The following is a 22,069-nucleotide window of genomic DNA, read 5'->3' as shown; positions in this document are numbered from 1 at the left end:
CGGGGTGAATCTACATGGGGAGTTCGCCACGGTCGTGACCACCGCCGGTCTGCTCGAACAGGTACCGCAGCTCGCAGCCACCGCCCGGTAGCCGGAGCGGGCGGGACTGCCCGTTCAACGTTCCCCCATACGGGACACCGAAACCGCCATTCCCAACTGTGAATTAACCGCCATTCTCAACCAACAGTCACATCAACCAACAGTCACAGCGGGGGAGCGGGCGGAAGGTGTCGCGGTGCGGGACCGGCTTGCGGGACGCCTCTCCAGCCCACATGATGAGCCGTTCTGGTTCGGGCTGGTTTATCCGAAGAGTGTCATTTTCAGAAGACGACTGCACTGAATGTCAGAAGTCGTCTGCACCATTGCCCCTGCTGTGCCCGCAGCACGGTTCCGAGCTGCGGGCACAGCAAGGCTTATCCTGCGATGAGTTCCTTGACTGGCCCTTCATGTAGGGCCAAGTACACATCGTCTCGGATCTGATTGGCCTGTGGATCTGTCATCGTCCTGGCTAGAGGGCGCAGCACGAGACGTATCAGCGCGTTGGCCTGTCCTTCGCGGATGCGGAGCCGCTTCCGTGCTGGCTCGGGAAGCTCTCCGTACGACGTTAGGGCCAAGAGTTCGACGCTTTCAAGGTCTTCGGCTTGCTCGCCTAACGCTGTTCGCACCCGGTCTCCGAGCACTTCGGCGTCCAGGTCTGCGGGAACTACGATGGAAATGTCCCTGCGGATGGACGGCATCTGGGAGACCGGTTTCCATCGGGACAGGTCCAGCATCTGCTTTGCGATTCTCTCGTCCGTGGACCGAAGCAATCTAATGTCGGGGACGCCTTTGCGAAGCATCAGGGCGCGGTCCAGACCCATCCCCAGAGCCAGCCCCGACCACTTTGTGGGATCCAGGCCGGCTCCGGAAAACAGATGCGGCGCCATGAGCCCGCATTCTGCCAGTTCGAGCCATTCCCCGTCCATGGGTGAGTGGCGGGTTCCTCCCCCGACTCACATCCGGCGCCAGGACCTAGGCGCGCGCCTGAGAGCCCTCGCGACCGGAAACCGGTCGGGGGCAAATAAATCGACGCGTAGAGAGCATGGGGCGACTATACCCCAAATGGAAACACGTAGGTCGAGTGAGATTTTCGCGTAGATCCGAACTGCCAAGTTCCAGGCATCCAAGTAGTTGGCGCGTTCGTGGAAACGATGGATTCCGAGAGGGCATCGAATTGAGCAGCCCGTCGGCGCCGAGCTGCAGGTAGAAGCCCGTTCCTTCCTTATGAGCCAGGAACGCGCCCTGCGCGGTCTTGTAGGGGGACTGGTCCGGGGAAAAGCGGATGTCCCGGTTGGGGCGGAACAGCCTTGGATCCCCGAACCGTGGCTCCAACTGCGCAAGCAGCTGCGTCAAAGGGTCCTTCACCGCGGCGTCGTACACTGCCTTGTGCTCGAGCCAGCAGTCGCGGTTGTTGTTGTGCTCAAGCTCGGCGTAGAACTGGACGGCGGCATCCGGGATGCCTGCGAATGTGTCCATGTAGGAAGCGTGGGGACCCGGCTGCCGGAATAGCGAGCGGACGCCCGGGCCATGTGGAAAGCAAAACACCCCGCCACGGAAGATCGTGGCGGGGTGTTCGTGTGTGGCCCAAGGGCCGCAGGAGGGTAATCAGCCGATCTTGTTGGCTGCCTCGGAAGCGGAAGCGGCCGGTGAAGCCGGAGCCTCAGCGCCCAGGTTGGCGCGCAGCTTGGCGCCGAGCTCGTCGTCGACGTTCGTCCAGTACTGGATGGCGCGTTCCTTGATGCCCGGGTTCTTGACGCCGCCCACTGCGCCCGTGATGGTCTCCAGCAGGCGGGCCTTCTCGCCGTCGTTGTACACCTCGCGGTACAGCGTGCCGGCCTGGCCGAAGTCGCCGTCCTCGGCGTGCAGGGAGTGCGCGGAGAGCGTCAGCGCGCCGTCGTTCTCCCAGCCGCCGGCCGGGTTCTGCGGCTCCACGGCGGCGGGGCCGCCGAGGGAGTTCGGAGCGTATACCGGTACAGACGGAGCGTTGAAGTTGTAACGCCCCTGGCCGTCCTGGCTGTAGTTGTTGACCTGGTTCTTGGGCAGGTTCACCGGCAGCTGGGCGTGGTTGGTGCCGACGCGGTAGCGGTGTGCGTCCGGGTAGGAGAAGATGCGGGCCTGCAGCATCTTGTCCGGGGAAGCGGCGATGCCCGGCACGAAGTTCGACGGCGTGAAGGTGGCCTGCTCGATCTGCGCGAAGTAGTTTTCCGGGTTCTTGTTCAGCTCCATGGTACCGACCTTGACCAGCGGGTAGTCCGCGTGCGGCCAGACCTTGGTGAGGTCGAACGGGTTGAAGCGGTACGTCTTGGCGTCCTCGTACGGCATGACCTGCACGTGCAGATCCCAGGAGGGGAAGTTGCCGGCGGCAATGTTTTCCTGCAGGTCGCGGATGTAGAAGTCCCCGTCCGAGCCGGCCAGTGCCTCGGCCTCGTCGCCCGTGATGGACTTGACGCCCTGGTTGGACTTGAAGTGGTACTTGACCCAGAACCGCTCGCCCTCGGCGTTGATCCACTGGTAGGTGTGCGAGCCGTAGCCCTGCATTTCCCGCCAGGAGGCCGGCAGGCCGCGGTCGCCCATGAGCCAGGTGACCTGGTGGGCGGACTCGGGGGAGAGGGTCCAGAAGTCCCACTGCATGTCGGCGTCGCGCAGGTGGGTGCCCGGGAGGCGCTTCTGCGAGTGGATGAAGTCCGGGAACTTGATGCCGTCGCGGATGAAGAACACCGGGGTGTTGTTGCCGACGAGGTCGTAGTTGCCCTCGGTGGTGTAGAACTTCACGGCGAATCCGCGGGGGTCGCGCCAGGTGTCGGGGGAGCCGTTTTCGCCGGCGACGGAGGAGAAGCGGATGAGCATGTCCGTCTCGGTGCCCGGCTGGAACAGCGCGGCCTTGGTGTACTTCGAGACATCCGCGGTGGTGGTGAAGGTACCGAACGCGCCGCCGCCCTTGGCGTGCACGACGCGCTCCGGCACCCGTTCCCGGTTGAACTGGGCAAGCTTCTCGATCAGGTAGTGATCGGTGAGGATGATGGCGCCGTCGGCGCCGGTTGCCTGGGAGTGGGCATCGGACGTGACCGGTGCGCCCGACTGCGTCGTCGAGTGGGCAGGGGTGATGGGCGCAGAAATGTTCGCAGTCATCTTTCTCCTTCTGGTTGGGTTTTTTACTTGGATTCGGAGGGAAGTTGTTGGGTGCGCTGGCAGTCCTGGCAGACGCCCTGGTACATGACGTCGGCGATCTGGATGGTCATCGGCCTGGCGTTCCCGCCCCAGTGCGGGGTCAGGCAGGGTGCGTGGCCGACGGCGCATTCGACGTCCTCGACCCGACCGCAGCCGATACAGATGGCGTGGTGGTGGTTGTCGCCCACCCGCGTCTCATACAGGGCGGGGGAGTGCGGCGGCTCGAAACGGCGCAGCATCTGCAGTTCCGTCAGATCGCCCAGGACCACATAGACGGACTGTGCCGTCAGCTCGGGCAGTTCCTGCCGGGCGGCGGCGAGGATGCCCTCTGCCGGGGAATGCGGATGGTGTTCGACGGCGGCGAGCACGGCCAGGCGCTGCCTGGTGACCCGGCGGCCGTGGGCACGCAGGGCGGCAGCCCATGCTTCGTGGGTGCCCATCTGATCCGTCATGCCCCTATTCAAGCACTTATTATGACTCGCTAACAATAAGGCAACCCTAAGGACGAGTTTCCGCGCCCCCTGGCGCTCCAAATCCGGCGGCGCAGGGCCGGCTGCGGGCGCCACTAGAGTTGCCGGGTGGGAAAATTCCTGGCGGACATCACGCCGTTGCGCGAGAGCCCGGCCTTCCGCCGCCTGTGGCTGGGGTCCGCCGTCGCCGCCCTGGGCAGCCAGCTGACCCTGGTCGCTGTCAGCCTGGAGGTCTACCGGCTCACCCAGGACAGCCTGTACGTGGGCCTGCTCAGCATCTTCGCGCTGGTCCCGCTGGTGTTCGGCGGCCTGCTCGGAGGATCGATCGCGGACGCCCACGACCGCCGCAAGGTGGCGCTTCTGGCCTCCTCCGTGCTGTGGCTGACCACGGCCTGCCTGGCGCTCCAGGCCTGGCTGCAGCTGGGGAACGTGTGGGTGCTGTACGTGCTCGTCGCGGTGCAGAGCGGCGCGCAGGCCATCAACCAGCCGGCCCGCAGCGCCATCATCCCCGTGCTGGTCCGCAAGGAACTGCTGCCTGCCGCCAACGCCCTGAGCATGATCAGTTTCGGCCTGTCCATGACGGCCGGGCCGCTCCTGGCCGGGGTGCTGGTCGCCTGGATCGGCTTCGCCTGGACCTACACGATCGACGTCGCCAGCTTCGGCTTTGCCGTCTGGGCAATCCTGAGGCTGCCGCCGATGCCGCCGGGGGAGCATGCCAGCCCCGCGGGGCTGCGGTCCGTCGTCGAGGGCTTCCGTTTCCTGGGTACCCGGCCCAACCTGCGGATGACGTTCGTGATCGATCTCGTGGCCATGATCTTCGCGCAGCCCCGGGCCCTGATGCCCGCGGTCGGCGCGCTGATGATCGGCGGCGGGGAGGCAACCGTCGGCATCCTGCTGGCCTCCACCGCCGTGGGGGCGTTCCTGGCCGGCCTGTTCTCCGGGCCGCTCGGCGCGGTCCGGCGGCAGGGCGCCGCCGTCGTCTGGTCCGTCATGGGCTGGGGCGCCTCGATCGCCGGGTTCGGCGTCGTGGTGCTGCTGGCAGGCCGCTCCGGTGCGGACGGTGTGACGGGATGGCTGCTGCCGGCCGCTGCGTGCTGCGCGCTGGCCGGCATCGCCGACTCCGTCAGCGCCGTCTTCCGCAACACCATCCTGCAGGCGGCCGCCCCGGATCACCTGCGCGGGCGGCTCCAGGGCGTCTTCATCGTCGTCGTGGCAGGCGGCCCACGGATCGGGGACCTGCTCGCGGGCGGCGGGACTAAGCTTCTGAGTGAGGGCTGGGTGGTGCTCCTGGGCGGGCTGGTGTGCGTTGTGCTCGCATGGACGGTGGCGCATGTCCAGTCCGGTTTCCTGGAGTACGACGCCCGGAACCCGGTCCCGTAGCAGTTCGTTTTCCTGAAGAGACAGAGCTCCCGCAGCCGGGAGCCCGCAGCCTGGGAGGAACAGTGCACCAGCACCACAACGGACTGAAGACCGCGGCGCTTTTCGGGGTGCTGTGGGCGGTGCTGCTTGCCCTGGGCGCCCTCATCGGAGCCGGCACGCGCAGCGCCGGCCCGATCTGGATCATGGCCTTGATCGGCGTCGGCACCACGGCGTACGGGTACTGGAACAGTGACAAGATCGCCATCCGGTCCATGCAGGCCTATCCGGTCACGGAGGCCCAGGCGCCGCAGCTTTACCAGATCGTTCGGGAGCTGTCCGCCCGGGCCAAGCAGCCGATGCCGCGGATCTATCTTTCGCCCACGACGGCCCCGAACGCCTTCGCCACCGGCCGGAACCCGCAGAACGCGGCGGTGTGCTGCACCGAGGGGATCCTGAGGCTGCTCGACGCCCGCGAGCTCCGGGGCGTCCTGGGCCACGAACTCATGCACGTCTACAACCGGGACATCCTGACGTCGTCGGTGGCAGCCGCCGTCGCCGGCGTGATCACCTCGGTGGGGCAGCTGCTGCTCTTCTTCGGCGGCGGGGACCGGCGCAACGCGAACCCGCTCGCCATGATGGCCATGGCGCTGCTGGCCCCGTTCGCGGCGTCACTGATCCAGATGGCCATCTCCCGGACCAGGGAGTTCGACGCCGACGAGGACGGTTCCGCGCTCACCGGCGATCCGCTGGCGCTCGCCTCCGCCCTGCGCAAGATCGAGCAGGGCGTGCAACTGGCGCCGCTGCCGCCGGAGCAGCGGCTGGTCAACACCTCACACCTGATGATCGCCAACCCGTTCCGCGGCGGCGGCATGGTGAAGCTGTTCTCCACGCACCCGCCGATGCGTGAGCGGATCAGCCGGCTGGAGCGGATGGCCGGCCGGCCGCTGGGCTGAGCGCCGCCGTCGTGCTTCCCGGACAGACGGCTTCCCGGACGCGCCGGCCGCGGCACGTCAGCTGCGGAAGTTCACGAACTGCAGATCGGCCTCGTCGAATTTCTTGAGGATGTTCATGGTCTCCTGGAGATCGTCACGGGACTTGGAGGTCACGCGGAGCTCGTCGCCCTGGATCTGCGACTTGACCGACTTGGGGGCCTCGTCGCGGATCAGCTTGTTGATCTTCTTGGCCAGGTCCTGGGCGATGCCCTCCTTGATGGTGGCTTCCAGCCGGAATTCCTTGCCGGAGGCGTACGGCTCGCCCGTGTCCAGCGACTTCAGCGAGATGCCGCGGCGGATGAGCTTGGACTGCAGCACGTCCAGGACAGCGAGCACCCGCTCTTCGGAGTTGGCCTTCATGAGGAGCGTTTCGCCGCTGAAATCGACCTCGGCGCCGACGCCCTTGAAGTCGTAGCGCTGGACCAGTTCCTTCTGCGCCTGGTGCAGCGCGTTGGCGACTTCCTGCTTGTCTACCTTGCTGACGACGTCGAATGTGGATTCGCCTGCCATGACTGTCCTCCTGATGGTTGCCGGGGTGCCTGTTGAAAGGCGGTGATATCTGCGTTCCAGACTAGTACGGATGCCCCCGATGTGAAGGCCGGCCGGGGCGGGCCCGGTTCACAGCCCGTTCAAAGCCGGGACAGGGCGGGAACGAAGCTTTGACTGCCAGAGTTGGATGGGTTGGAAGAGTCAGTCGAAAGGCAGAGCACATGCACCGCAGGGCCGTCCGTTATGTCACCAGTTCCACTGCCGCCGCCGGCACGATTGCCACGGCGGCATCGTCGGTGGCCGCCGCGGCGTTGGCCGCCTCCATCATCCTGAGTCCGGCCGCGGCTGCCTCCTCCCGGCTGGACGGCGTCCATGCGGACCTGGCCCGCGCCGTGCAGTTGAACCAGGTCACGGAGGAGCAGGCCGCGAGGTTCGAGGCGAAACTGGCCGGCCGCATCCTTGAAGAAGCCTGAAATTCCGGGCTTTTTGGGGCCGCGGGACGCCGATTCGATTCTTCGGCGGAAGTTCTGTAAAGTTGTCTTGCCCGCGGTTGCTGGAAGCGGAACGAACTGGAAACAGCCGTTCTGACCATAGTGGCCGCGAGTGATCTTCTTTTGAAGTTCGGCAGATTACCCGAGCGGCCAAAGGGGGCTGACTGTAAATCAGCTGGCAACGCCTACGGGGGTTCGAATCCCTCATCTGCCACCCTTACGAGGGGCTCTACTTCCTAGCAATAGCAAGGAAGTAGGGCCCTTTGTTATTTGTCAAAAGTCTCGTTTGAGCACATTTTGAGCACACCTGCCTGTGAAACGGCCTGATCCAGTGCGTCGGCAACCCTGTCCAGATCGTCATCGAATAGATCCGCGTAGATGTCCAGGGTCATGGCAGCGCTGCTGTGGCCGAGCATTCGCTGCACTGCCTTGACGTTCGCTCCAGCCGACACAGCAAAGCTGGCAGCAGTGTGCCGCAGGTCGTGAGGCGTGACCCGCGGGACTCGGGAACGCTTCGCGGCCCCGGCGAACCAGCCGCCCGTGGTCATGCTGCACTCTGGTACTACGAAGGTAGCCGCCGTCGACCCCCGGGAATACCGGATCATCCCCGCCTCGGCCCTCGCACTGTCGCGCCAGCGGTTCTGCAAGGAATTTCGGGAACGGCACATACCGCCGCTTGTGGTTCTTCGGAGTGCCGACCTCGATCCGTGAGCCCACCTCGACGGCGTTCTCCTCGATCCGCAGTCGCCGCCTGAGCATGTCCAGGTCTTTGACGCGCAGACCGACGGCCTATCCCCAGCGGATCCCACAGTACGCAAGGATGAGTATCAGGGTGGGGTATTTGGATTCGTCGGCCAACCGGTGCACCTCTTCATGCGACAGGTAGATGTGCTGGCGCTTGACCTTTCGTGGAAGGTTGACACCGCGCGCCGGATTCGTGAGGATCCGCCTATCGTCAACGGCTTCATCCAGGATGGATGCAAGTACACCGAAGGCCCGGATGACCACCGTGGCACTTTTGGGCTTTCGGCTCTCCGCGTCGCTGCCGGAGGTCAAATCCGACGCCCACTGCTGCACCGCCGACTTGCGGATATCGGCCACGGCTGTGCCGCCCCAGACCGGCTCGACGTGGTTGCGCCAAGCGGCCTCGACAGGGCGCAGAGACGGCGGCTTCAGATGCGTCTGCCTTGCCAGCCAAGCAGTCCCCAGTAGCCCCACGGTCGACCGGCTCTGGGCATGTTCGATGTATTCACCGCGTGCTTTTGAGACCTCGACGGAGGCCAGGAACAATTCAGCCTCCCGCTTGGACGTGAAGCCGCGCTTCATGGTCTGCCCGCGGCCCGGTTTCCGGTAGCGGACCGGCGTCAGATGCCCCTAACCATGCTCATCTGCGAAGGGCCCGTTATGGCTGCTAGTCGGCGGGCGTGGGTACGTCCTCCAGCACAGACCTGTCAAAGAAACGGACCTCGCCCGTTGCCTGAAAAAACACCGGAACTACAGAAGTGCTCGGGTCTTTTGAAGTTTCGTATATCTCGGGCGCGCTCCCGTGCTTGCGCGCAATGGTTCCAACCATGTCGGTGCCGCGAACCCTGACGGTTCGATACTTGTAGCTGATGTCGACCCCTCCTAGTGAGTTGAGACACACGTTACTCCACGAGGGCAGTCCCAGGACCGAGTGTCGGAACTTAAGCCCAAGAAACGGCGCCCGCCCTGCCACCAGAAGTGTCCGGCCCGATCCCGCGGGACCCCGTAGGGGACGAAGCATTTCCGTGAACACATTTTGAGCACACATGGATGGAAAGGCGCGTGAAATGGCAGGGGCTGGTGGCACCATAAGCCCCTAAATTCAGCGGAACTGGCCTCTGAGCTTCGACGCAAAGAGGTTTCGAATCCCTCATCTGCCCCACCCTTGGGAAAGCCTCCGGAACCAACAGGTTCCGGAGGCTTTTTCTTTTCCTGCACGTTTCCCGCCGTGGACGTCCTGTTCCGTGTCCTGCCGGATGGCTGGCAGGGACAGCAGGCCAGACGTGCGCGTGGTCGGGACCGGGTGTCAGACCCTGCTTCCCCGGCTTCTGCGGCCTGCGACGGCGCCGAAGATCAGCAGCACAATGACGGCGCCGAGGATGGACAGCAGCCACGTCCGCAGATCGAAGAAATTGCCAAGACCGCCGCCGAAGATCAGCGAACCGATCCAGCCGCCAAGTATCGCGCCGACGACGCCCAGGACGAGCGTGAGGACCCAGCCACCACCCTGCCGGCCGGGAAGGATGGCTTTTGCAATGGCTCCCGCAATCAGCCCGAGCAGGAGAAATCCGAGAATTCCCATGACTGCACTTTCCTTTCGTTGAGACGCTGGCGGCTCCTAGCCGACGGCGTTGCCGATTCGATCAGCACGCTTACTATGATACGCCGATAGCAGCTTTTGCAATCAGGTCGTGGCAGGCTCGGTGAGGATGGCGTCGATCTGGCCGATCGCCTCCTTCATTCCTTCTTCCATGCCCATGGCGAGGATCTGCTCCATCTGCTCTTCCGCCTCGAACGTGGACATGATGGTCATCCGGGTGCGGTCGCCGATTGCCTCGAGCGTTACGACGCCATGGGTCGTGCCCATGTCGCCCACCGGGTTGCCGTTTTCATCGGCAAAACCGTCGTCGAACTCGAGGCGGTGCGGTGCCTCGACGGCGGTAATGAGCCACCAGCCCCGGCTCTTCTCACCCTCCGGCCCGGTCATGTAATAGCTGGCCTTTCCCCCGGGCACGAAGTCAAGCCGGTCGAAGGTGGCAGGCCAGGCCGGCGGACCCCACCAGCGCTCGAGCTGGCGCGGGTCCTCCCAGACCTGCCAGACGCGCTCGACGCCGGCGTCGAACTCGGCGACGAGGGTGAGGCTCAGCGCCTCCAGATTCTTGACGGAACTGATAACTGTCATGACTGAACCCTTCCTATCCTTCAGCGAGAATGTCCGCGATCCGATCCGCGCGCTGCCGCCAGATCTTCTCGTATTCATCGAGCAGCCGCCGGGCTCCCTGCAGGCCTTCGTGCCGGGCCCGTAGAATAATTCGACGGTCCGGCCGTGTCAATGGGTCGCCGGGACGCTACGTGGCCATCCCTGCATGAACCCGCACAAACTCGATGTGGTTCCCGGGGTGGACGATCTTCCTCGGGCCCCGCGAAAATCCTTTCGCGTCCAGGTGGTTCTGCGCCCGGTACTCTGCAAGCGCTTCGTCATAGATCCGGTTGAGCTGACGGCCGGAGAACTCCTCGGACTGTCCATCGGTGAAAGTGATGGAGATGAGCGCGCTGTCGGGGAAGTGCCTGTTCATCCGGATGAAGCCTTCGGCGTCCTGCTGGAGATTTATCAATGTGGGTCCCACCTTCTGATCGAGAGCTCCCAGTCTTGCGTACCTTTTCAGGTCCCGTGCACGGCGGGACATGACGAAGGGGCGTGACGACGGCGCGTGACGAAGGGAAGGCCCCTCGCCGAGGAGCCTTCCCTTTTATTTCTGGAGCTACACCTTCTCGCGGGTCCGATCGATAGCCGGCTCCGCCTCCTCGACCGTGAATTCCCTGCTGCGGCGGGGGAAAGCCCAGAACTTGGTGTCCTTCGCTTCCACCCGGGGCTCGGGGCGCTCCTCAGGTTCCCGTGAGGCATCCTTCTTGATGTCCCGCCGGAAATCCCTGCTGTACCCATAGCACATCATTGACCTCCTTATGGTGACTGCGTATTAATCTTCCTCCGTATCGGCCCCGCAGTCGATACTTCCGGGGACGGGCCCGCTCAGCCCAGGTTTCCCAGCAACTGCTCCGTGGCCGGATCAGGCACGCCCCCGAAGTATTTCGCGAGGACCTGTTCGAAGACGGAGGCCTGCGGGTCCGCCCGCAGGAACAGCGTCATGGACGAGCGCAGCTTCCGGGCATCGACGCCGCCGAAGATCCGGCCGGCGGTGAGCCCCTGCTGGCCGGCAACGGCCCCGGCGCTTTCCTTCAGCCGCGGACCCAGCACCGGGTGCCGCAGATAGGCCTGCGCCTCGGCCAAAGAGGAGATGGCATATTTCCGGGAGGTCGGACTCTGCCCCAGGCCGGCGAGCTGGGGGAAGATGAACCACATCCAGTGGCTCCGCTTGGATCCCTCTCGTAGTTCCGTGAGGGCCCGTGCATACGTTCCGCCGGCATCCTGGGCCGTCACGAACCGTTCAAGCCCGAAGGGATCCTCCACCGGTGCCTCGTTCGTCATTCGTCGAAGTGCGGGGACAGGTCCTCGTCTCCCGCGATCGATGAGATCAGGGAAGCTGCGACGTCGCGGATCTTGATGTTCCTGTTGTTGGAGGTATTCCGCAGGATCTTGAAGGCGGCCGCCCGGCTGCAGCGGTTCTGGGCCATGATGGCGCCGACGGCCAGGTCGATCACTGTCCTTGACTGCATTGCGGCGGCCATGTCGCCGCGCGATTCGGCGAGCCGGGCCAGCCGCAGGGCCAGCAGCAGGAAGCGCGAAGCCCGTTCCGCGAAGGCCTCGGCGGCCTCGGCGTCGTCGGCGGAAAAGGCACCCGGCGGGACCGAAAACAGCTCGAGAACGGCGGTGCTGCCGCCATCCAGGGCCAGCGGAATGCGCAGGGTGGAGCCGGCTCCAGCGCCGCTGCTGCCGACGTCCAGGGGAAGCTTCTTCCGTTGGAAGAGACTGATTCCGCAGGACACCGGGCGGCCGGGACGTGCGAAGTGCCACGCGGCGTGCGCCGCCAATCCAGTCAGGAAATCGTCGACGCCGGCATCGGCATCCGTGGCGGCGTCGGTGGCGGCAAGGACAAGGTCCAGCAACGGGTCGGTGATGCCACCTGATGTGCTGGCACGATCGTCAATCATGTACGTCCCCAATTCCGTGACCGCAGGTTTGCCGTCTGACCAAACGGCGGCCTACCTCGATGCTATGGGGAGGGGGCCGTGCGGCGGAAGGTTAAACGCCGGCAGGATATCCGCCGCCGGGCGGGTGCCCGGACCGTTGACGGGCGTTCAGGGGTCGCCGGCGAGGGACCGGGCGTATCGTGTTCCCTATGGCGAGCGTCCTGGAAATGGCCGGGGTGGTTAAACGGTTCGGGCCCGTGACTGCCCTCAACGGGCTGGACTTTTCAGTCGAAGCGGGGGAGGTCCACGGCTTCCTCGGCCCCAACGGGTCCGGCAAGTCCACGACGATCCGGCTGCTGCTGGGCATGCTGCGGGCCAACGCGGGCTCGATCCGGGTGCTGGGCCTGGATCCCTGGCGCGACGTGGCCACGCTGCACCGGCGCCTGGCCTATGTTCCCGGGGATGTGGCGCTCTGGCCGAACCTGACCGGGGGCGAGGTGATCGAGCTGCTGGGACGGCTCCAAGGCGGCCAGGACCCGGCCCGGCGCGACCGCCTCCTGGCCATGTTCGACCTGGACCCGACGAAGAAGTCGCGCGCCTACTCCAAGGGGAACCGCCAGAAGGTGGCGCTGATCGCCGCGCTGGCCACCGACGCCGAGTTGTTCCTGCTCGATGAGCCCACGAGCGGGCTGGACCCGCTGATGGAGGAGGCATTCCGTGGCTGTGTCCGGGAGCTGCGGGAACAGGGCCGCACAGTCTTGCTCAGCAGCCATATCCTCAGCGAGGCCGAGGCGCTCTCGGACCGCGTCAGCATCATCCGCGAGGGCCAGGTGGTGGACACCGGCCGCCTCGAGGAGCTCCGGCACCTGACCCGGACCTCGGTCTCCGCCGACGTCGCAGCGGTGCCGCCGGGGCTCGACGCCATCCCGGGGGTGCACGACGTCGTCGTGGTGGACCACCGGATCAGCGCCCAGGTGGAGCCCTCCGGCCTGGCCCCGCTCCTGCGGGCGCTGACCGACGTCGGGCTCCAATCGCTGATCAGCCAGCCGCCCACCCTGGAAGACCTCTTCCTCCGGCGCTACGGCCCCGCCGGAAAGGCGATGCCGGCGGCCGTGGCAGCATCGCGCACCGGAAAGCCCGGCCATGCCTGAGCCGCTCGCCGGGACCGGGGTCCTGATCCGGCTGGGCCTGCGGCGGGACCGCTGGCTGCTTCCGGTCTGGATCGCCGGTTTCGCCATTTTGGCGTATTCCACGGCTGTGGCCAGCGCCGGCCTTTATCCCGACGCCGCCAGCCGGGTTGAGGCGGCCACCGCACTGAACGCCACAGCGTCCCTGGTGGCGGTGTTCGGCCGGATCTACGATCCTGCCTCCCTTGGTGCGCTGTCACTGATCAAGTACACCGCGTTCATGGCGGCCATCGTGGCCGTCCTGATGGTCATCATCACGGTCCGGCACACGCGCGCCGACGAAGAGTCCGGGCGGCTGGAGCTGCTCGGCGGCGGACGGCTGGGGCGCGACGCCCCGCTCGCCGCTGCCCTCGTGATCAGCTGCGGCGCCAGCCTCGTGCTCGGGCTCGTGACCGCCGCGTCCCTGGCCGCAGGAGGGCTGCCGGCTGGAGGGTCCTTCGCGTTCGGGCTGGGATGGGCGGCCACCGGCATGGCGTTCAGTGCCGTGGCCGGCGTGACCGCCCAGCTGACCTCCAGCGCCCGGTCCGCAACCGGGCTCGGCATCGGCGCCATCGCCGTGGCCTACGCCCTGCGGGCGGTGGGGGACCTGGCCGAACCGGGGCCTTCCGCGTTGTCCTGGCTGTCCCCGATCGGCTGGAACCAGCAGATCCGTGCCTTTGCCGGGGACCGCTGGTGGGTGCTCGCCCTGCCGCTGGCGCTGTGCGCGGCCCTCGTCCCGGTGGCCCTCATCCTGCGGGCGCACCGGGACCTGGGCTCCGGCCTGCGCGAGCCGCGTCCCGGCCCGGCGCGCGGAAGACTGCGGGGCGTCCGGGGCCTGGCCGCGCGGCTTCAGTTCCGCATGCTGGTGGCCTGGTCCGTGGCGTTCCTGGTGTTCGGGGTGATGATCGGCTCGCTGGCCGGCAATGTCGAGGATCTGCTCAGTTCCCCGAACGCCCGGGAGCTGATCAGGGCGCTGGGGGGAAGCCAGGCCATGACTGATGCGTTCCTGTCCGCGGAGGTCGGCTTCATGGGCCTCCTGGCCTCCGCCTATGGGCTTTCCGCGGCCGCCCGCCTGCGCGAGGAGGAGACCGCGGGCCACGTCGAGGCACTGCTGGGCACCGCGACAACCCGGACCCGGTGGGCCACCAGCCATTTCGCGGCCGCCCTGGCAGGGGTGGCGCTGCTCATGCTGCTTGCCGGCTTGTCGGTCGGCGGCGGTGCCGCCGTCGTCCTGGCCGACGGCGCCCAGTTCGGCCGGGTGACGCTGGCCGCCCTCGCCCAGATCCCCGCCGCCTGGATCGTCACGAGCGCCGTGCTGGCCGTCTTCGGCTGGGCGCCCCGCCTGACCGGGGCGGTCTGGGGGCTGCTGCTCGCCTTTGTCGCCCTGGGCGAGTTCGGGGTGCTCTGGAACGCGCCGCAGTGGCTGATGGACCTGTCCCCGTTCCGGCACACGCCGCTGCTGCCGCTGGACTCCGGCGACCTCGCCCCGCTGCTGGGCCTGGCCCTTGCCGCGGCGGCGCTCGCCGCCGTCGGCTATTCGGGATGGCGCCGCCGGGACCTGGCGGCATGAGCCCGGCCGGCGGTCCGGGCTCGAGCCGGGACCCCCGCGTCGATGCGTTCATCGGGGCGCTGCCCGGCTGGCAGCAGGCCATCTGCCGCGAGGTCCGCGATCTCGTGCATGCCGCCGACCCGGACGTCTCCGAGACCATCAAGCGCACCACCCAGCCCTACTTCGTGCTGGACGGCAACGTCTGCGCGCTCCTGGCGGCCAGGGACCACGTCAATGTCTTCCTGTACGACGGCGGGATCGTCCCCGATCCGGCGGGGATCATCACTGCCGGGCACGGCAACAAGACCGCCCGGACCGTGGCCTTCCGCGAGGGCGAGGCCATCAACGCGCCGGCCCTGGTGGAGATGTTCCGGCAGATCATCGCGAACAACAGTGCCGGCGGCTGGCGGAAGCTCAAACAGGGACGCTGACGGCTCCGGCGGGACGGCTCCAGTTGGTGCACCTGGCGCCGGCAGTCCTAGCCGCGCTCGCCGACGGTGACCTCGTTACGGCCGGCCGCGCGACGGCACTGGACCTCACGCCGTACCTTGCCAGTGACGACTGCGTGGGTGTCTAGCGGATCAGGCGCGATCAGCTTGCCCGGAACCCGGCCGACGCCGCGTGGGTGACCCGGCTCGCGGTGGACCAGTACGGCTTCCGGGAAGTGGGGGAACAGTGGGACGACGTGGACGGCCTGGAGACCGTCCTCGAAATGCCGTGCCCTTGTTCCTGAACCGGTCAGGCGTCAGCCGCGCGCCGTCAGAACCTCACGCAGCTTCTCGAAGCTCTCCGTCCAGCCGTTCCGGTGCAGGGCGAGTCGTTCCTCGGTCGCGAACAGGCCCTGTGACAGCGAGACCCGCGTGCCGCCGTCGTGGGCGTGGAGCATCAGCGTGACCACCGTTTCCGTGTCATCGGGCGCGGGCTCGTCCCAGTTAAAGGTGTATACGAGGCGGCCGGGAGGGCCGATCTCCAGGAACGCGCCCGAGAGATGGAACGGCTCGCCGTCGGGCGGTTTCATTGTGAAGCGGTACCGGCCGCCCGCCCTGAGCTCGAGCTCGGCCGCGGGCAGTCCAAACCCGCGCGGCCCCCACCACTTCGCCAGCTCGGCAGGGTCGGTCAGCATGGCGAAAATCCGCTCCCGGGGCGCGCTGAAGGCGGGACTCAGCTCCAGTGTCAGGCCGGTTTCTTGCTCATTCATGATTCGACTCTGGCACCGGCTGGCTCGGCGGGGAAGCCCCGGGTGCCTCCCCCACGACGCTGTGATTGAAGCCGCCCCGGATGGCTGCCCGCCATCCAAGACGCCGCCATTCATGACGCCCGCCGGCCGCGACGTCCGCCCCGGCGCCCGGCCACTTGGCGGTTCAGTTACTGGTGGGTAACATCGTGTTCATGCATTTGCTGCTGCGCACCCTCATCCTGCTGTTCACGTCCTCCCGGCAGCCGCCGCTGGGCATCTGGGGCACGTCCTCGCTGCCGCTGCGGGTCCTGCCGACCGACATTGACATCGCGATGCATGTCAACAACGGCATGTATTTCTCGTTGATGGACCTCGGCCGCTTCGACCTGATGGCGCGCAGCGGGACCTGGAAGCAGATCCGCCGCCGCGGCTGGACGCCGGTGGCCGCGGGGGAGACCATCGCCTTCCGGCGTTCGCTGCAGCTCTGGCAGCGGTACATCATCGAAACAAAGATCATCGGACTCGACGCCAAGGCGATCTACTTCGAGCAGCGGATGGTGGTCGACGGCGAAATCTACGCCCGCGCCTACATCGCCACCCGGCTGGTGAGCAAGGGCAAGCCGGTCAGCCAGGAGGAGATCCTGCGGGAGTTCGGCCATCCCCCGGCGGACCTGGAGCTGCCCGAGTGGATCCACGAATGGCGCGAAACCAACGCGCTCCCCGGGGTGCGGCGTCCTGCCCCGCACGTCTGGGCGTGACCGCCAACCTCCCCGCCGGCGTCGGGCCTTCCAGGATGTGCCATCAGCGAAACGCAGGGGACATAGCCGGACCGCTCGCGTACCGTTGAACGCATGGCAACCGTCGACATCACAAGTGAACAGTTCGCATCGACCATCGAGGACAACGACATCGTCCTCGTCGACTTCTGGGCCGAATGGTGCGGCCCGTGCAAGCAGTTCGGACCCACCTACTCAGCCGTGTCCGAGAAGCACCCGGACGTCGTTTTCTCGAAGGTGGACACCGAGGCGGAGCAGCAGCTCGCCGCGGAAGCCGGTATCTCGTCCATCCCCACCCTGATGGCCTTCCGCGAAAAGGTGCTGGTGTTCTCCCAGCCCGGCGCGCTGAACGCCCAGCAGCTGGAGCAGGTCGTGGATGCGGTCAAGGCCCTGGACATGGACGAGGTCCACGCCCATGTGGCCCGCTCGCAGGCCGAGGCCGCCGTCGCCGCGAACAAGCAGGACGGCACCCAGATCCCCGAGTTCTAAGCCTTCCCCAGGCTCGATCAAACAACAAACAGAAACGCGGGGTCACTCCGCGTCCATGATGACAAGGATCATGGGCGCGGAGTGACCCCGCGTTGTGTGGCTGGTGGGGCTATCCGGTGTCGGGCAGACGCGGTCAGACCTGCTTGAACGTGGCCGGCTCGGCCAGCAGCGCGCTCAGGGACTCGTTCAGGTCCTGCAGCGCCGTGCCCTTGGCGTGCTTGTCCAGGTCTTCCTGCGAGGCCCACCGCTCGGTCAGCACGAAGCGCTCCTCGGTGGCTTCGGTGAGCTCGTAACGGAGGCAGCCGGGTTCGTTGACGACCTCGTCGATCGCGATTTCCAGGGCGAGCTTCACGCGGAAGAATTCGCCGTCGTTGGGGATGAAAATGGCCTGGAGGTCAAGGGGAGCGCTCATCCGACCACAATACCCGGAGCAGGCCGCAAGCCCGGAAAATCCGGCAGGGCCTCCACGCTTCAGTCTTCTTTTGCCGCCCGTCTGTTGGTAGCGTCACACCATGCTTGCTTACACAGCCGGGGACACTGACGTCCCGCTGCTCGACGAGACCATCGGCGGGAATTTCGAGCGGCTCGTGGCCAGGTTCCCCCTCCACGACGCCCTGATCGAGGCCGCGGCCGTCCCCGGCGACGAGGCCCGGCGGTGGAGCTACACCAAGCTGAACGACGACGTCGACCGCCTCGCCCGCGCGCTGCTCGCGCTCGGCGTCGCCAAGGGCGAGCGGATCGGCATCTGGAGCCCCAACTGCGCGGAGTGGACCATCCTGCAGTATGCGACGGCGAAAATCGGTGCGGTCCTGGTCAACGTCAACCCCGCCTACCGCAGCCATGAGCTGGAGTTCGTGGTCCGGCAGAACGGCATGCGGATGCTGGTCGCGGCGCCGTCGGATAAGACCAGCGACTACACCGCGATGGCCCGCCAGGCGCTGGCCGGATGCCCCGAGCTGCGCGACCTGGTGTTCCTGCCGGACGCAGGCCTGGCCGGGTTGACCGCTGGCGAGCCGCAGGCCGCGGCAGAGCGGACCTTCGCGGAGCTGCTCAGGCGCGCGGACGACGTCGGGCATCCGGTCCTGAAGGCGCGCATGGCCGAACTGGACCCGCACGACGCGATCAACCTGCAGTACACCTCCGGCACCACGGGCTTCCCCAAGGGTGCCACGCTGACCCACCGCAACATCCTGAACAACGGCTATTCCATCGGCGAGCTGCTGGGCTACACGGAGGATGACCGGGTGGTGATTCCGGTGCCGTTCTACCACTGCTTCGGGATGGTGATCGGGAACCTGGCCGCGCTCAGCCACGGCGCCGCCACCATCATTCCGGGCCGGGGATTCGCTCCCGCCGCGGCGCTGGAAGCGGTCCAGGACTTCGGCGGGACCTCGCTGTACGGGGTGCCCACCATGTTCATCGCCGAGCTGGCCCTGCCGGACTTCGGCTCCTACGACCTCTCCACGCTGCGCACCGGCGTCATGGCAGGTTCCCCATGCCCCGTCGAGGTGATGAACCGGGTCATCGCGGAGATGAACATGACGGACGTGGCCATCTGCTACGGCATGACCGAGACCTCCCCGGTCTCCACCATGACCCGCGGCGGGGACACCCTGGCCCAGCGCACCGGGACCGTGGGCCGGACCATGCCGAACCTGGAGAGCCGCATCCTGGACCCGGCCGGGGGCGGGGTGCTGCAGCGCGGGGAGATCGGCGAACTGTGCACCCGCGGCTACGCCGTCATGAAGGGCTACTGGAACCAGCCGGAGAAGACCGCCGAGGCGATCGACGACGAGGGCTGGATGCACACCGGGGACCTTGCCCGGATGGACGCGGACGGCTATATCGTGATCGAGGGCCGGATCAAGGACATGGTGATCCGCGGCGGCGAAAACGTCTACCCGCGCGAGATCGAGGAGTTCCTGTACACCCACCCGGACATCCAGGACGTGCAGGTGATCGGCGTCCCGGATGAACGCTACGGCGAGGAACTGATGGCCTGCGTGATCCTCAAGCCCGGCGCCGCACCCCTGGACGCCGCGGGCCTGGCCGAGTTCTGCCGGGGCAGGCTGGCGCGCTACAAGATCCCGCGCTACGTCGACATGCGGGACAGCTTCCCGATGACGGTCTCCGGCAAGATCCGCAAGGTGGAGATGCGCGAGGAGGCCGTGGCCCGGCTGGGTCTGTGAACGCAACGCGGGGTCACTTCGCGCCCATGTTGGCGGCTGGAACCGGCTGTATCTGACCCCTCGTTGCCGGGGACGTGACGCAACCTGTGGATAACTTCTGCGAGGGTGCCGGCGAGAGGCCACACTGGTGCCCATGGTCCGAATTACGCCGCTCCCGGAGAGCCTCAGCCAGACCCCGTTCACCGTCTATGAGTCCCGCGCGTTGGGCATACCTTCCAAACGCCTGCGGGCCAAGGACCTGTCCGACGGCGGCCGGCTGATCTATCTGCCAGCGGGTCGCCATCTGGAGACGATCGAGCGAGCGCGGGTCCTCGCCACGGCAACTCCCGGCGCCTGGGTCTCGCATGAGACGGCGGCATACCTGACCGGGCTCGGCCTGCCGCCATGGTCCGACGTCGAATCAACAATTCACCTGAGCAAGCCGCACGAACTGCCGCGGGTGCGCCGGGCCGGAGTCACAGGCCACCGTGTTCGGGTAATCCCCGGAGAGTTGACCGAAATCGACGGCATTGCGGTCTCCGGCCGGCCCCGGACCTGGCTGGACCTGGCGGCGAAACTGCCGATCAGGTACCTCATTGCCATGGGCGACCAGCTGATCCGGATGCCCAGGCCAGGACTGGAAGGCAGGTCCGTCCCCTACGCCTACAAGGAAGGGCTGCGGCTGCTCATCCGGCAGCATCCCAATCTGAAGGGCGTTGAGAAGGCCCGGCTTGCCCTGGACGAGATGCGGGTGGGCGCCGACTCTTTCCCCGAGACGTTCCTGCGGCTGGCAATGCTGGACGCACGGCTGCCGGAACCCGAACTGCAGCTTCGCCTCGACCCGCACGACGCATGGTCGCCCGCTGCCGATCTTGGCTACCGGCGGTTCCGGATAGCGGTGCAGTACGACGGCGCCCACCATCGAACGAGGGATCAGCAGTCACGGGACAACTACCGGGACGAGGCTTTCCTCAACGCGGGCTGGTCCTACTTCAAGGCCAACGCCGACGATCTCGCGGGCGGTTTCCATGGCGTCATCGCCAGGATCAAAAAGGCGCGATTCCGCTCTGTCTAGTCCAACGCGGGGTCAGATAGCGCCCGTAAACGCGCCCCGGATGGGCCGTAAGTGACCCCGCGTTGCTTCAGTGGCCGCGGTGGTCCTGGATGGTCATGCGCGGACCGAAGACCGGTTTGCGGAAGCCGCTCAGCCCGATCATCCGGACCACACGCTGCCGGTGGCCGGTCCACGGCGCGAGCAGCCGCAGCATGCCGGCGTCGTCGGTCCGCCGTCCGGTCAGCGCCGCGCCCACGTAGGCCGCCAGGTGGTAGTCGCCCACCGCGATCGAATCCGGGCAGCCGTGCGTGCGCTGCACCACCTCCGCCGCGGTCCAGGCGCCGATCCCGGGAATGGCCTGCAGTTTCGCCGCAGCTTCCGCGGCCGGAAGCTTGGCGAGCCGTTCAAGGGCGACGGCGGAGCGCAGCGCCCGCATGACGGTCGCCGAGCGCTGCGGACCCACGCCGGCCTTGTGCCATTCCCAGGACGGGATGCGCAGCCACTGCCCGGCCGTGGGCTGGACCATCAGGCTGGCGGGGGCCACGGTGCCCGCCCCAGGGGCCGCGGTTCCGAAGCGGTCCATCAGGTAGCGGTAGCCGCGGCGGGCCTCGATCACCGTGACCTTCTGCTCCAGGATGGTCGGGACGAGCGCATCGATCATCCGGCCGGTGGCGGGCAGCCGGAGGGCCGGGTTCCGGCGTCGGGCCTCAGCGACCATCCGGGGGAGGGTGGCGTGGAAGGCGGGCTCGTCAAAGGCCGACCAGTCGTCGTCGCGGCCCAGCATGCGGGGGACGGAGCCGACGGCGGCGTCCGCGCCCGGCCCCCAGCCCTGCACATCGAGGGCCGGGTCCGCCCGCGGGCCCGCCGCGGTGAGACGCAGCGAGGCCGGGCCGGCCGGCGTCGTGAACGCCATCCAGACCCCGTCCGGGGCGGTGCGGATGGACGGATCGCCGTGGCCGCGCAGGAGGGGGCCGACGGTCTGGGGAAGGTCGAACGGGCCGCCCGGGTGCCACCGCAGCGAGGCGTCCGCCGTGGCGGCAACGCCGGCGGGGACGTCTGCGAGGCTCATTCGAACATCGTCCCACGTCCCGCCCGCCGGGGCCGTATCCGCGCGCCGTATCCGCTGGCCGGAAGGCGGGCAGGAGCGTGGGAGGTGCTGCGGCGGAAGGCGGGCCGGACGGCCCTTATCCTCCGCCGCTGCCGGGACTAGAATCCGACTGTGGCACGGACCGCCCGCGCCAAGGCCTGCCAGGCCACACGTTCGAATGTCAGGTGAGTGCAATGGCCCGAGGAGTAGTGCACTTCGAGATCCCCGCCGACGACGAAGTCCGCGCCGGAAAGTTCTACAGTTCGGCGTTCGGATGGGAAGTCAATCCGGTGCCGGAACTGAGCTACACCATGATCAAGACCACGCCGACGGACGAATCGGGCATGCCCTCCGTCCCTGGATCCATTAACGGCGGCATGTTCCGCCGCGAGGGAACCGTCAATTCTCCGGTTGTCACCGTGGACGTTGATGACATTGACGCGGCCCTGGCGAAGATCGAGGAACTGGGCGGCAGTACCGTCACGCCTCGCCAGGAAGTGGGCAGCATGGGATGGGCCGCCTACTTCAAGGACACCGAGGGCAACATCGTGGGCCTCTGGCAGAATGCCGCGCCCGCGGGCGGAGCCGGCGGATCAGCCTCCGACGCTGCAGGCACGGGCGCCGGGGCAGGCGGCAACGACATCGGCGCCTGAGCGGCCCGGCCGCCCCGCCGGCCGGCGCCCGCACGCTGGCGTGCGGCTCCCGCCGGCCCGCCTCAGCGCCGGCCCGCCTCAGCGCCGGCCCGCTCAGCGCGGGCCCGCT

The 22,069-nt window shown here is 67.2% G+C and carries 27 protein-coding genes, 1 tRNA gene and 1 pseudogene; 12 read left to right on the top strand and 17 right to left on the bottom strand.

The genetic code is table 11. The features are described from left to right. Window positions 1-413: 413 nt before the first annotated feature. The 4 genes from J9611_RS19060 to J9611_RS19045 form a co-directional block, all read right to left on the bottom strand. Window positions 414-965 (bottom strand): tRNA ligase subunit PheS family protein, encoded by a 552-nt coding sequence (locus tag J9611_RS19060; RefSeq protein WP_211882562.1) that lies wholly within the window; start codon window positions 963-965, stop codon window positions 414-416. 46 nt (window positions 966-1,011) lie between these two features. After that, the gene (locus tag J9611_RS19055; RefSeq protein ID WP_211882560.1) at window positions 1,012-1,515 is read right to left on the bottom strand and encodes a DUF2461 family protein; all 504 of its coding nucleotides are present in this window, start codon (window positions 1,513-1,515) and stop codon (window positions 1,012-1,014) included. A 129-nt stretch (window positions 1,516-1,644) separates the two neighbouring features. Further along, complete coding sequence (locus tag J9611_RS19050) at window positions 1,645-3,168, bottom strand: catalase (protein ID WP_211882558.1); 1,524 nt, start codon at window positions 3,166-3,168, stop codon at window positions 1,645-1,647. 23 nt (window positions 3,169-3,191) lie between these two features. Continuing rightward, on the bottom strand, window positions 3,192-3,659 hold the full coding sequence (locus J9611_RS19045) for a Fur family transcriptional regulator (protein ID WP_211882556.1): 468 nt from the start codon (window positions 3,657-3,659) through the stop codon (window positions 3,192-3,194). Between the two features lie 126 nt (window positions 3,660-3,785). On the opposite strand from J9611_RS19045, the gene J9611_RS19040 reads away from it, so the two are divergent. Continuing rightward, entirely contained in the window at window positions 3,786-5,057 is a 1,272-nt protein-coding gene (locus tag J9611_RS19040; RefSeq protein ID WP_211882554.1) for an MFS transporter, read from the top strand. 62 nt (window positions 5,058-5,119) lie between these two features. Continuing rightward, a complete protein-coding gene (gene htpX, locus J9611_RS19035; protein ID WP_211882552.1) occupies window positions 5,120-5,989 on the top strand; it encodes a zinc metalloprotease HtpX in 870 nt (289 codons plus the stop codon). Between the two features lie 57 nt (window positions 5,990-6,046). Here the strand turns inward: htpX and J9611_RS19030 are convergent, their stop codons facing one another. Next, window positions 6,047-6,538 (bottom strand): YajQ family cyclic di-GMP-binding protein, encoded by a 492-nt coding sequence (locus tag J9611_RS19030; RefSeq protein ID WP_211882550.1) that lies wholly within the window; start codon window positions 6,536-6,538, stop codon window positions 6,047-6,049. Window positions 6,539-6,738: 200 nt separating this feature from the next. Between J9611_RS19030 and J9611_RS19025 the strand changes: the two genes are divergently transcribed. Together J9611_RS19025 and J9611_RS19020 are read left to right on the top strand one after the other, a co-directional pair. Next, window positions 6,739-6,990, top strand: coding sequence for a hypothetical protein (locus tag J9611_RS19025; RefSeq protein ID WP_211882548.1), 252 nt, complete (start codon window positions 6,739-6,741; stop codon window positions 6,988-6,990). Window positions 6,991-7,140: 150 nt separating this feature from the next. After that, window positions 7,141-7,222 (top strand) — tRNA-Tyr (locus tag J9611_RS19020). A gap of 52 nt (window positions 7,223-7,274) precedes the next feature. On the opposite strand, the gene J9611_RS22140 is transcribed toward J9611_RS19020, so the two are convergent. The 9 genes and pseudogenes from J9611_RS22140 to J9611_RS18985 all read right to left on the bottom strand — a co-directional run bounded on the left by J9611_RS22140 (window position 7,275) and on the right by J9611_RS18985 (window position 11,862). Beyond that, the gene (locus J9611_RS22140; RefSeq protein ID WP_246528063.1) at window positions 7,275-7,556 is read right to left on the bottom strand and encodes a tyrosine-type recombinase/integrase; all 282 of its coding nucleotides are present in this window, start codon (window positions 7,554-7,556) and stop codon (window positions 7,275-7,277) included. A gap of 241 nt (window positions 7,557-7,797) precedes the next feature. After that, a complete protein-coding gene (locus J9611_RS22135; RefSeq protein ID WP_246528062.1) occupies window positions 7,798-8,334 on the bottom strand; it encodes a site-specific integrase in 537 nt (178 codons plus the stop codon). Window positions 8,335-9,058: 724 nt separating this feature from the next. Continuing rightward, a complete protein-coding gene (locus J9611_RS19010) occupies window positions 9,059-9,334 on the bottom strand; it encodes a GlsB/YeaQ/YmgE family stress response membrane protein (protein ID WP_211882546.1) in 276 nt (91 codons plus the stop codon). Window positions 9,335-9,436: 102 nt separating this feature from the next. Next, window positions 9,437-9,934: an SRPBCC family protein gene (locus J9611_RS19005; protein ID WP_211882544.1), complete on the bottom strand. Its 498-nt coding sequence runs from the start codon at window positions 9,932-9,934 to the stop codon at window positions 9,437-9,439. A 13-nt stretch (window positions 9,935-9,947) separates the two neighbouring features. Beyond that, window positions 9,948-10,055: pseudogene (locus J9611_RS22130) on the bottom strand (ArsR/SmtB family transcription factor); the annotation flags it as partial. Window positions 10,056-10,100: 45 nt separating this feature from the next. Then, on the bottom strand, window positions 10,101-10,367 hold the full coding sequence (locus tag J9611_RS19000) for a hypothetical protein (RefSeq protein WP_211882542.1): 267 nt from the start codon (window positions 10,365-10,367) through the stop codon (window positions 10,101-10,103). A 147-nt stretch (window positions 10,368-10,514) separates the two neighbouring features. Continuing rightward, on the bottom strand, window positions 10,515-10,706 hold the full coding sequence (locus J9611_RS18995) for a hypothetical protein (RefSeq protein WP_246528061.1): 192 nt from the start codon (window positions 10,704-10,706) through the stop codon (window positions 10,515-10,517). Window positions 10,707-10,783: 77 nt separating this feature from the next. Beyond that, a complete protein-coding gene (locus tag J9611_RS18990; protein ID WP_246528060.1) occupies window positions 10,784-11,239 on the bottom strand; it encodes a DUF1810 domain-containing protein in 456 nt (151 codons plus the stop codon). Further along, a complete protein-coding gene (locus J9611_RS18985) occupies window positions 11,236-11,862 on the bottom strand; it encodes an ANTAR domain-containing protein (protein ID WP_211882540.1) in 627 nt (208 codons plus the stop codon). Before J9611_RS18985 ends, J9611_RS18990 begins: the two co-directional genes overlap by 4 nt. A 188-nt stretch (window positions 11,863-12,050) precedes the next feature. Here J9611_RS18985 and J9611_RS18980 point away from each other — a divergent pair, with 188 nt between their 5' ends. Genes J9611_RS18980 through J9611_RS18970 form a run of 3 tightly spaced genes read left to right on the top strand, consistent with a single transcriptional unit; the run spans window position 12,051 to window position 14,987 of the window. Continuing rightward, window positions 12,051-12,992, top strand: a complete 942-nt coding sequence (locus J9611_RS18980) for an ABC transporter ATP-binding protein (protein WP_211882537.1) — start codon at window positions 12,051-12,053, stop codon at window positions 12,990-12,992. Then, on the top strand, window positions 12,985-14,577 hold the full coding sequence (locus tag J9611_RS18975; RefSeq protein WP_211882535.1) for an ABC transporter permease: 1,593 nt from the start codon (window positions 12,985-12,987) through the stop codon (window positions 14,575-14,577). Before J9611_RS18980 ends, J9611_RS18975 begins: the two co-directional genes overlap by 8 nt. Then, the gene (locus J9611_RS18970; protein ID WP_211882533.1) at window positions 14,574-14,987 is read left to right on the top strand and encodes a DUF1801 domain-containing protein; all 414 of its coding nucleotides are present in this window, start codon (window positions 14,574-14,576) and stop codon (window positions 14,985-14,987) included. The genes J9611_RS18975 and J9611_RS18970 overlap by 4 nt, the downstream gene beginning before the upstream one ends. Window positions 14,988-15,301: 314 nt before the next feature. Here J9611_RS18970 and J9611_RS18965 read toward each other — a convergent pair whose 3' ends face one another. Then, window positions 15,302-15,754, bottom strand: a complete 453-nt coding sequence (locus J9611_RS18965) for an SRPBCC family protein (RefSeq protein ID WP_211882531.1) — start codon at window positions 15,752-15,754, stop codon at window positions 15,302-15,304. A 191-nt stretch (window positions 15,755-15,945) separates the two neighbouring features. Between J9611_RS18965 and J9611_RS18960 the strand changes: the two genes are divergently transcribed. Further along, window positions 15,946-16,491, top strand: coding sequence for an acyl-CoA thioesterase (locus J9611_RS18960; protein WP_211882529.1), 546 nt, complete (start codon window positions 15,946-15,948; stop codon window positions 16,489-16,491). Between the two features lie 93 nt (window positions 16,492-16,584). Continuing rightward, window positions 16,585-16,998, top strand: a complete 414-nt coding sequence (trxA, locus tag J9611_RS18955) for a thioredoxin (protein ID WP_211882527.1) — start codon at window positions 16,585-16,587, stop codon at window positions 16,996-16,998. A gap of 133 nt (window positions 16,999-17,131) precedes the next feature. Here trxA and J9611_RS18950 read toward each other — a convergent pair whose 3' ends face one another. Then, entirely contained in the window at window positions 17,132-17,410 is a 279-nt protein-coding gene (locus tag J9611_RS18950) for a putative quinol monooxygenase (protein ID WP_211882525.1), read from the bottom strand. A gap of 100 nt (window positions 17,411-17,510) precedes the next feature. Between J9611_RS18950 and J9611_RS18945 the strand changes: the two genes are divergently transcribed. Together J9611_RS18945 and J9611_RS18940 are read left to right on the top strand one after the other, a co-directional pair. Then, the gene (locus tag J9611_RS18945) at window positions 17,511-19,187 is read left to right on the top strand and encodes an AMP-binding protein (protein ID WP_211882523.1); all 1,677 of its coding nucleotides are present in this window, start codon (window positions 17,511-17,513) and stop codon (window positions 19,185-19,187) included. Window positions 19,188-19,320: 133 nt separating this feature from the next. Then, window positions 19,321-20,241: a putative endonuclease domain-containing protein gene (locus J9611_RS18940; protein WP_211882520.1), complete on the top strand. Its 921-nt coding sequence runs from the start codon at window positions 19,321-19,323 to the stop codon at window positions 20,239-20,241. A 67-nt stretch (window positions 20,242-20,308) separates the two neighbouring features. Here the strand turns inward: J9611_RS18940 and J9611_RS18935 are convergent, their stop codons facing one another. Further along, entirely contained in the window at window positions 20,309-21,289 is a 981-nt protein-coding gene (locus J9611_RS18935) for a DNA-3-methyladenine glycosylase family protein (RefSeq protein ID WP_211882518.1), read from the bottom strand. 212 nt (window positions 21,290-21,501) lie between these two features. On the opposite strand from J9611_RS18935, the gene J9611_RS18930 reads away from it, so the two are divergent. Next, window positions 21,502-21,960, top strand: a complete 459-nt coding sequence (locus J9611_RS18930) for a VOC family protein (protein WP_211882516.1) — start codon at window positions 21,502-21,504, stop codon at window positions 21,958-21,960. The last annotated feature ends 109 nt before the right edge of the window (window positions 21,961-22,069 follow it).

The sequence above is a fragment of the Pseudarthrobacter albicanus genome, from assembly GCF_018224015.1.
GTDB classification, from domain to species: domain Bacteria; phylum Actinomycetota; class Actinomycetes; order Actinomycetales; family Micrococcaceae; genus Arthrobacter; species Arthrobacter albicanus.
This window is presented reverse-complemented; position numbering and strand designations above follow the sequence as displayed.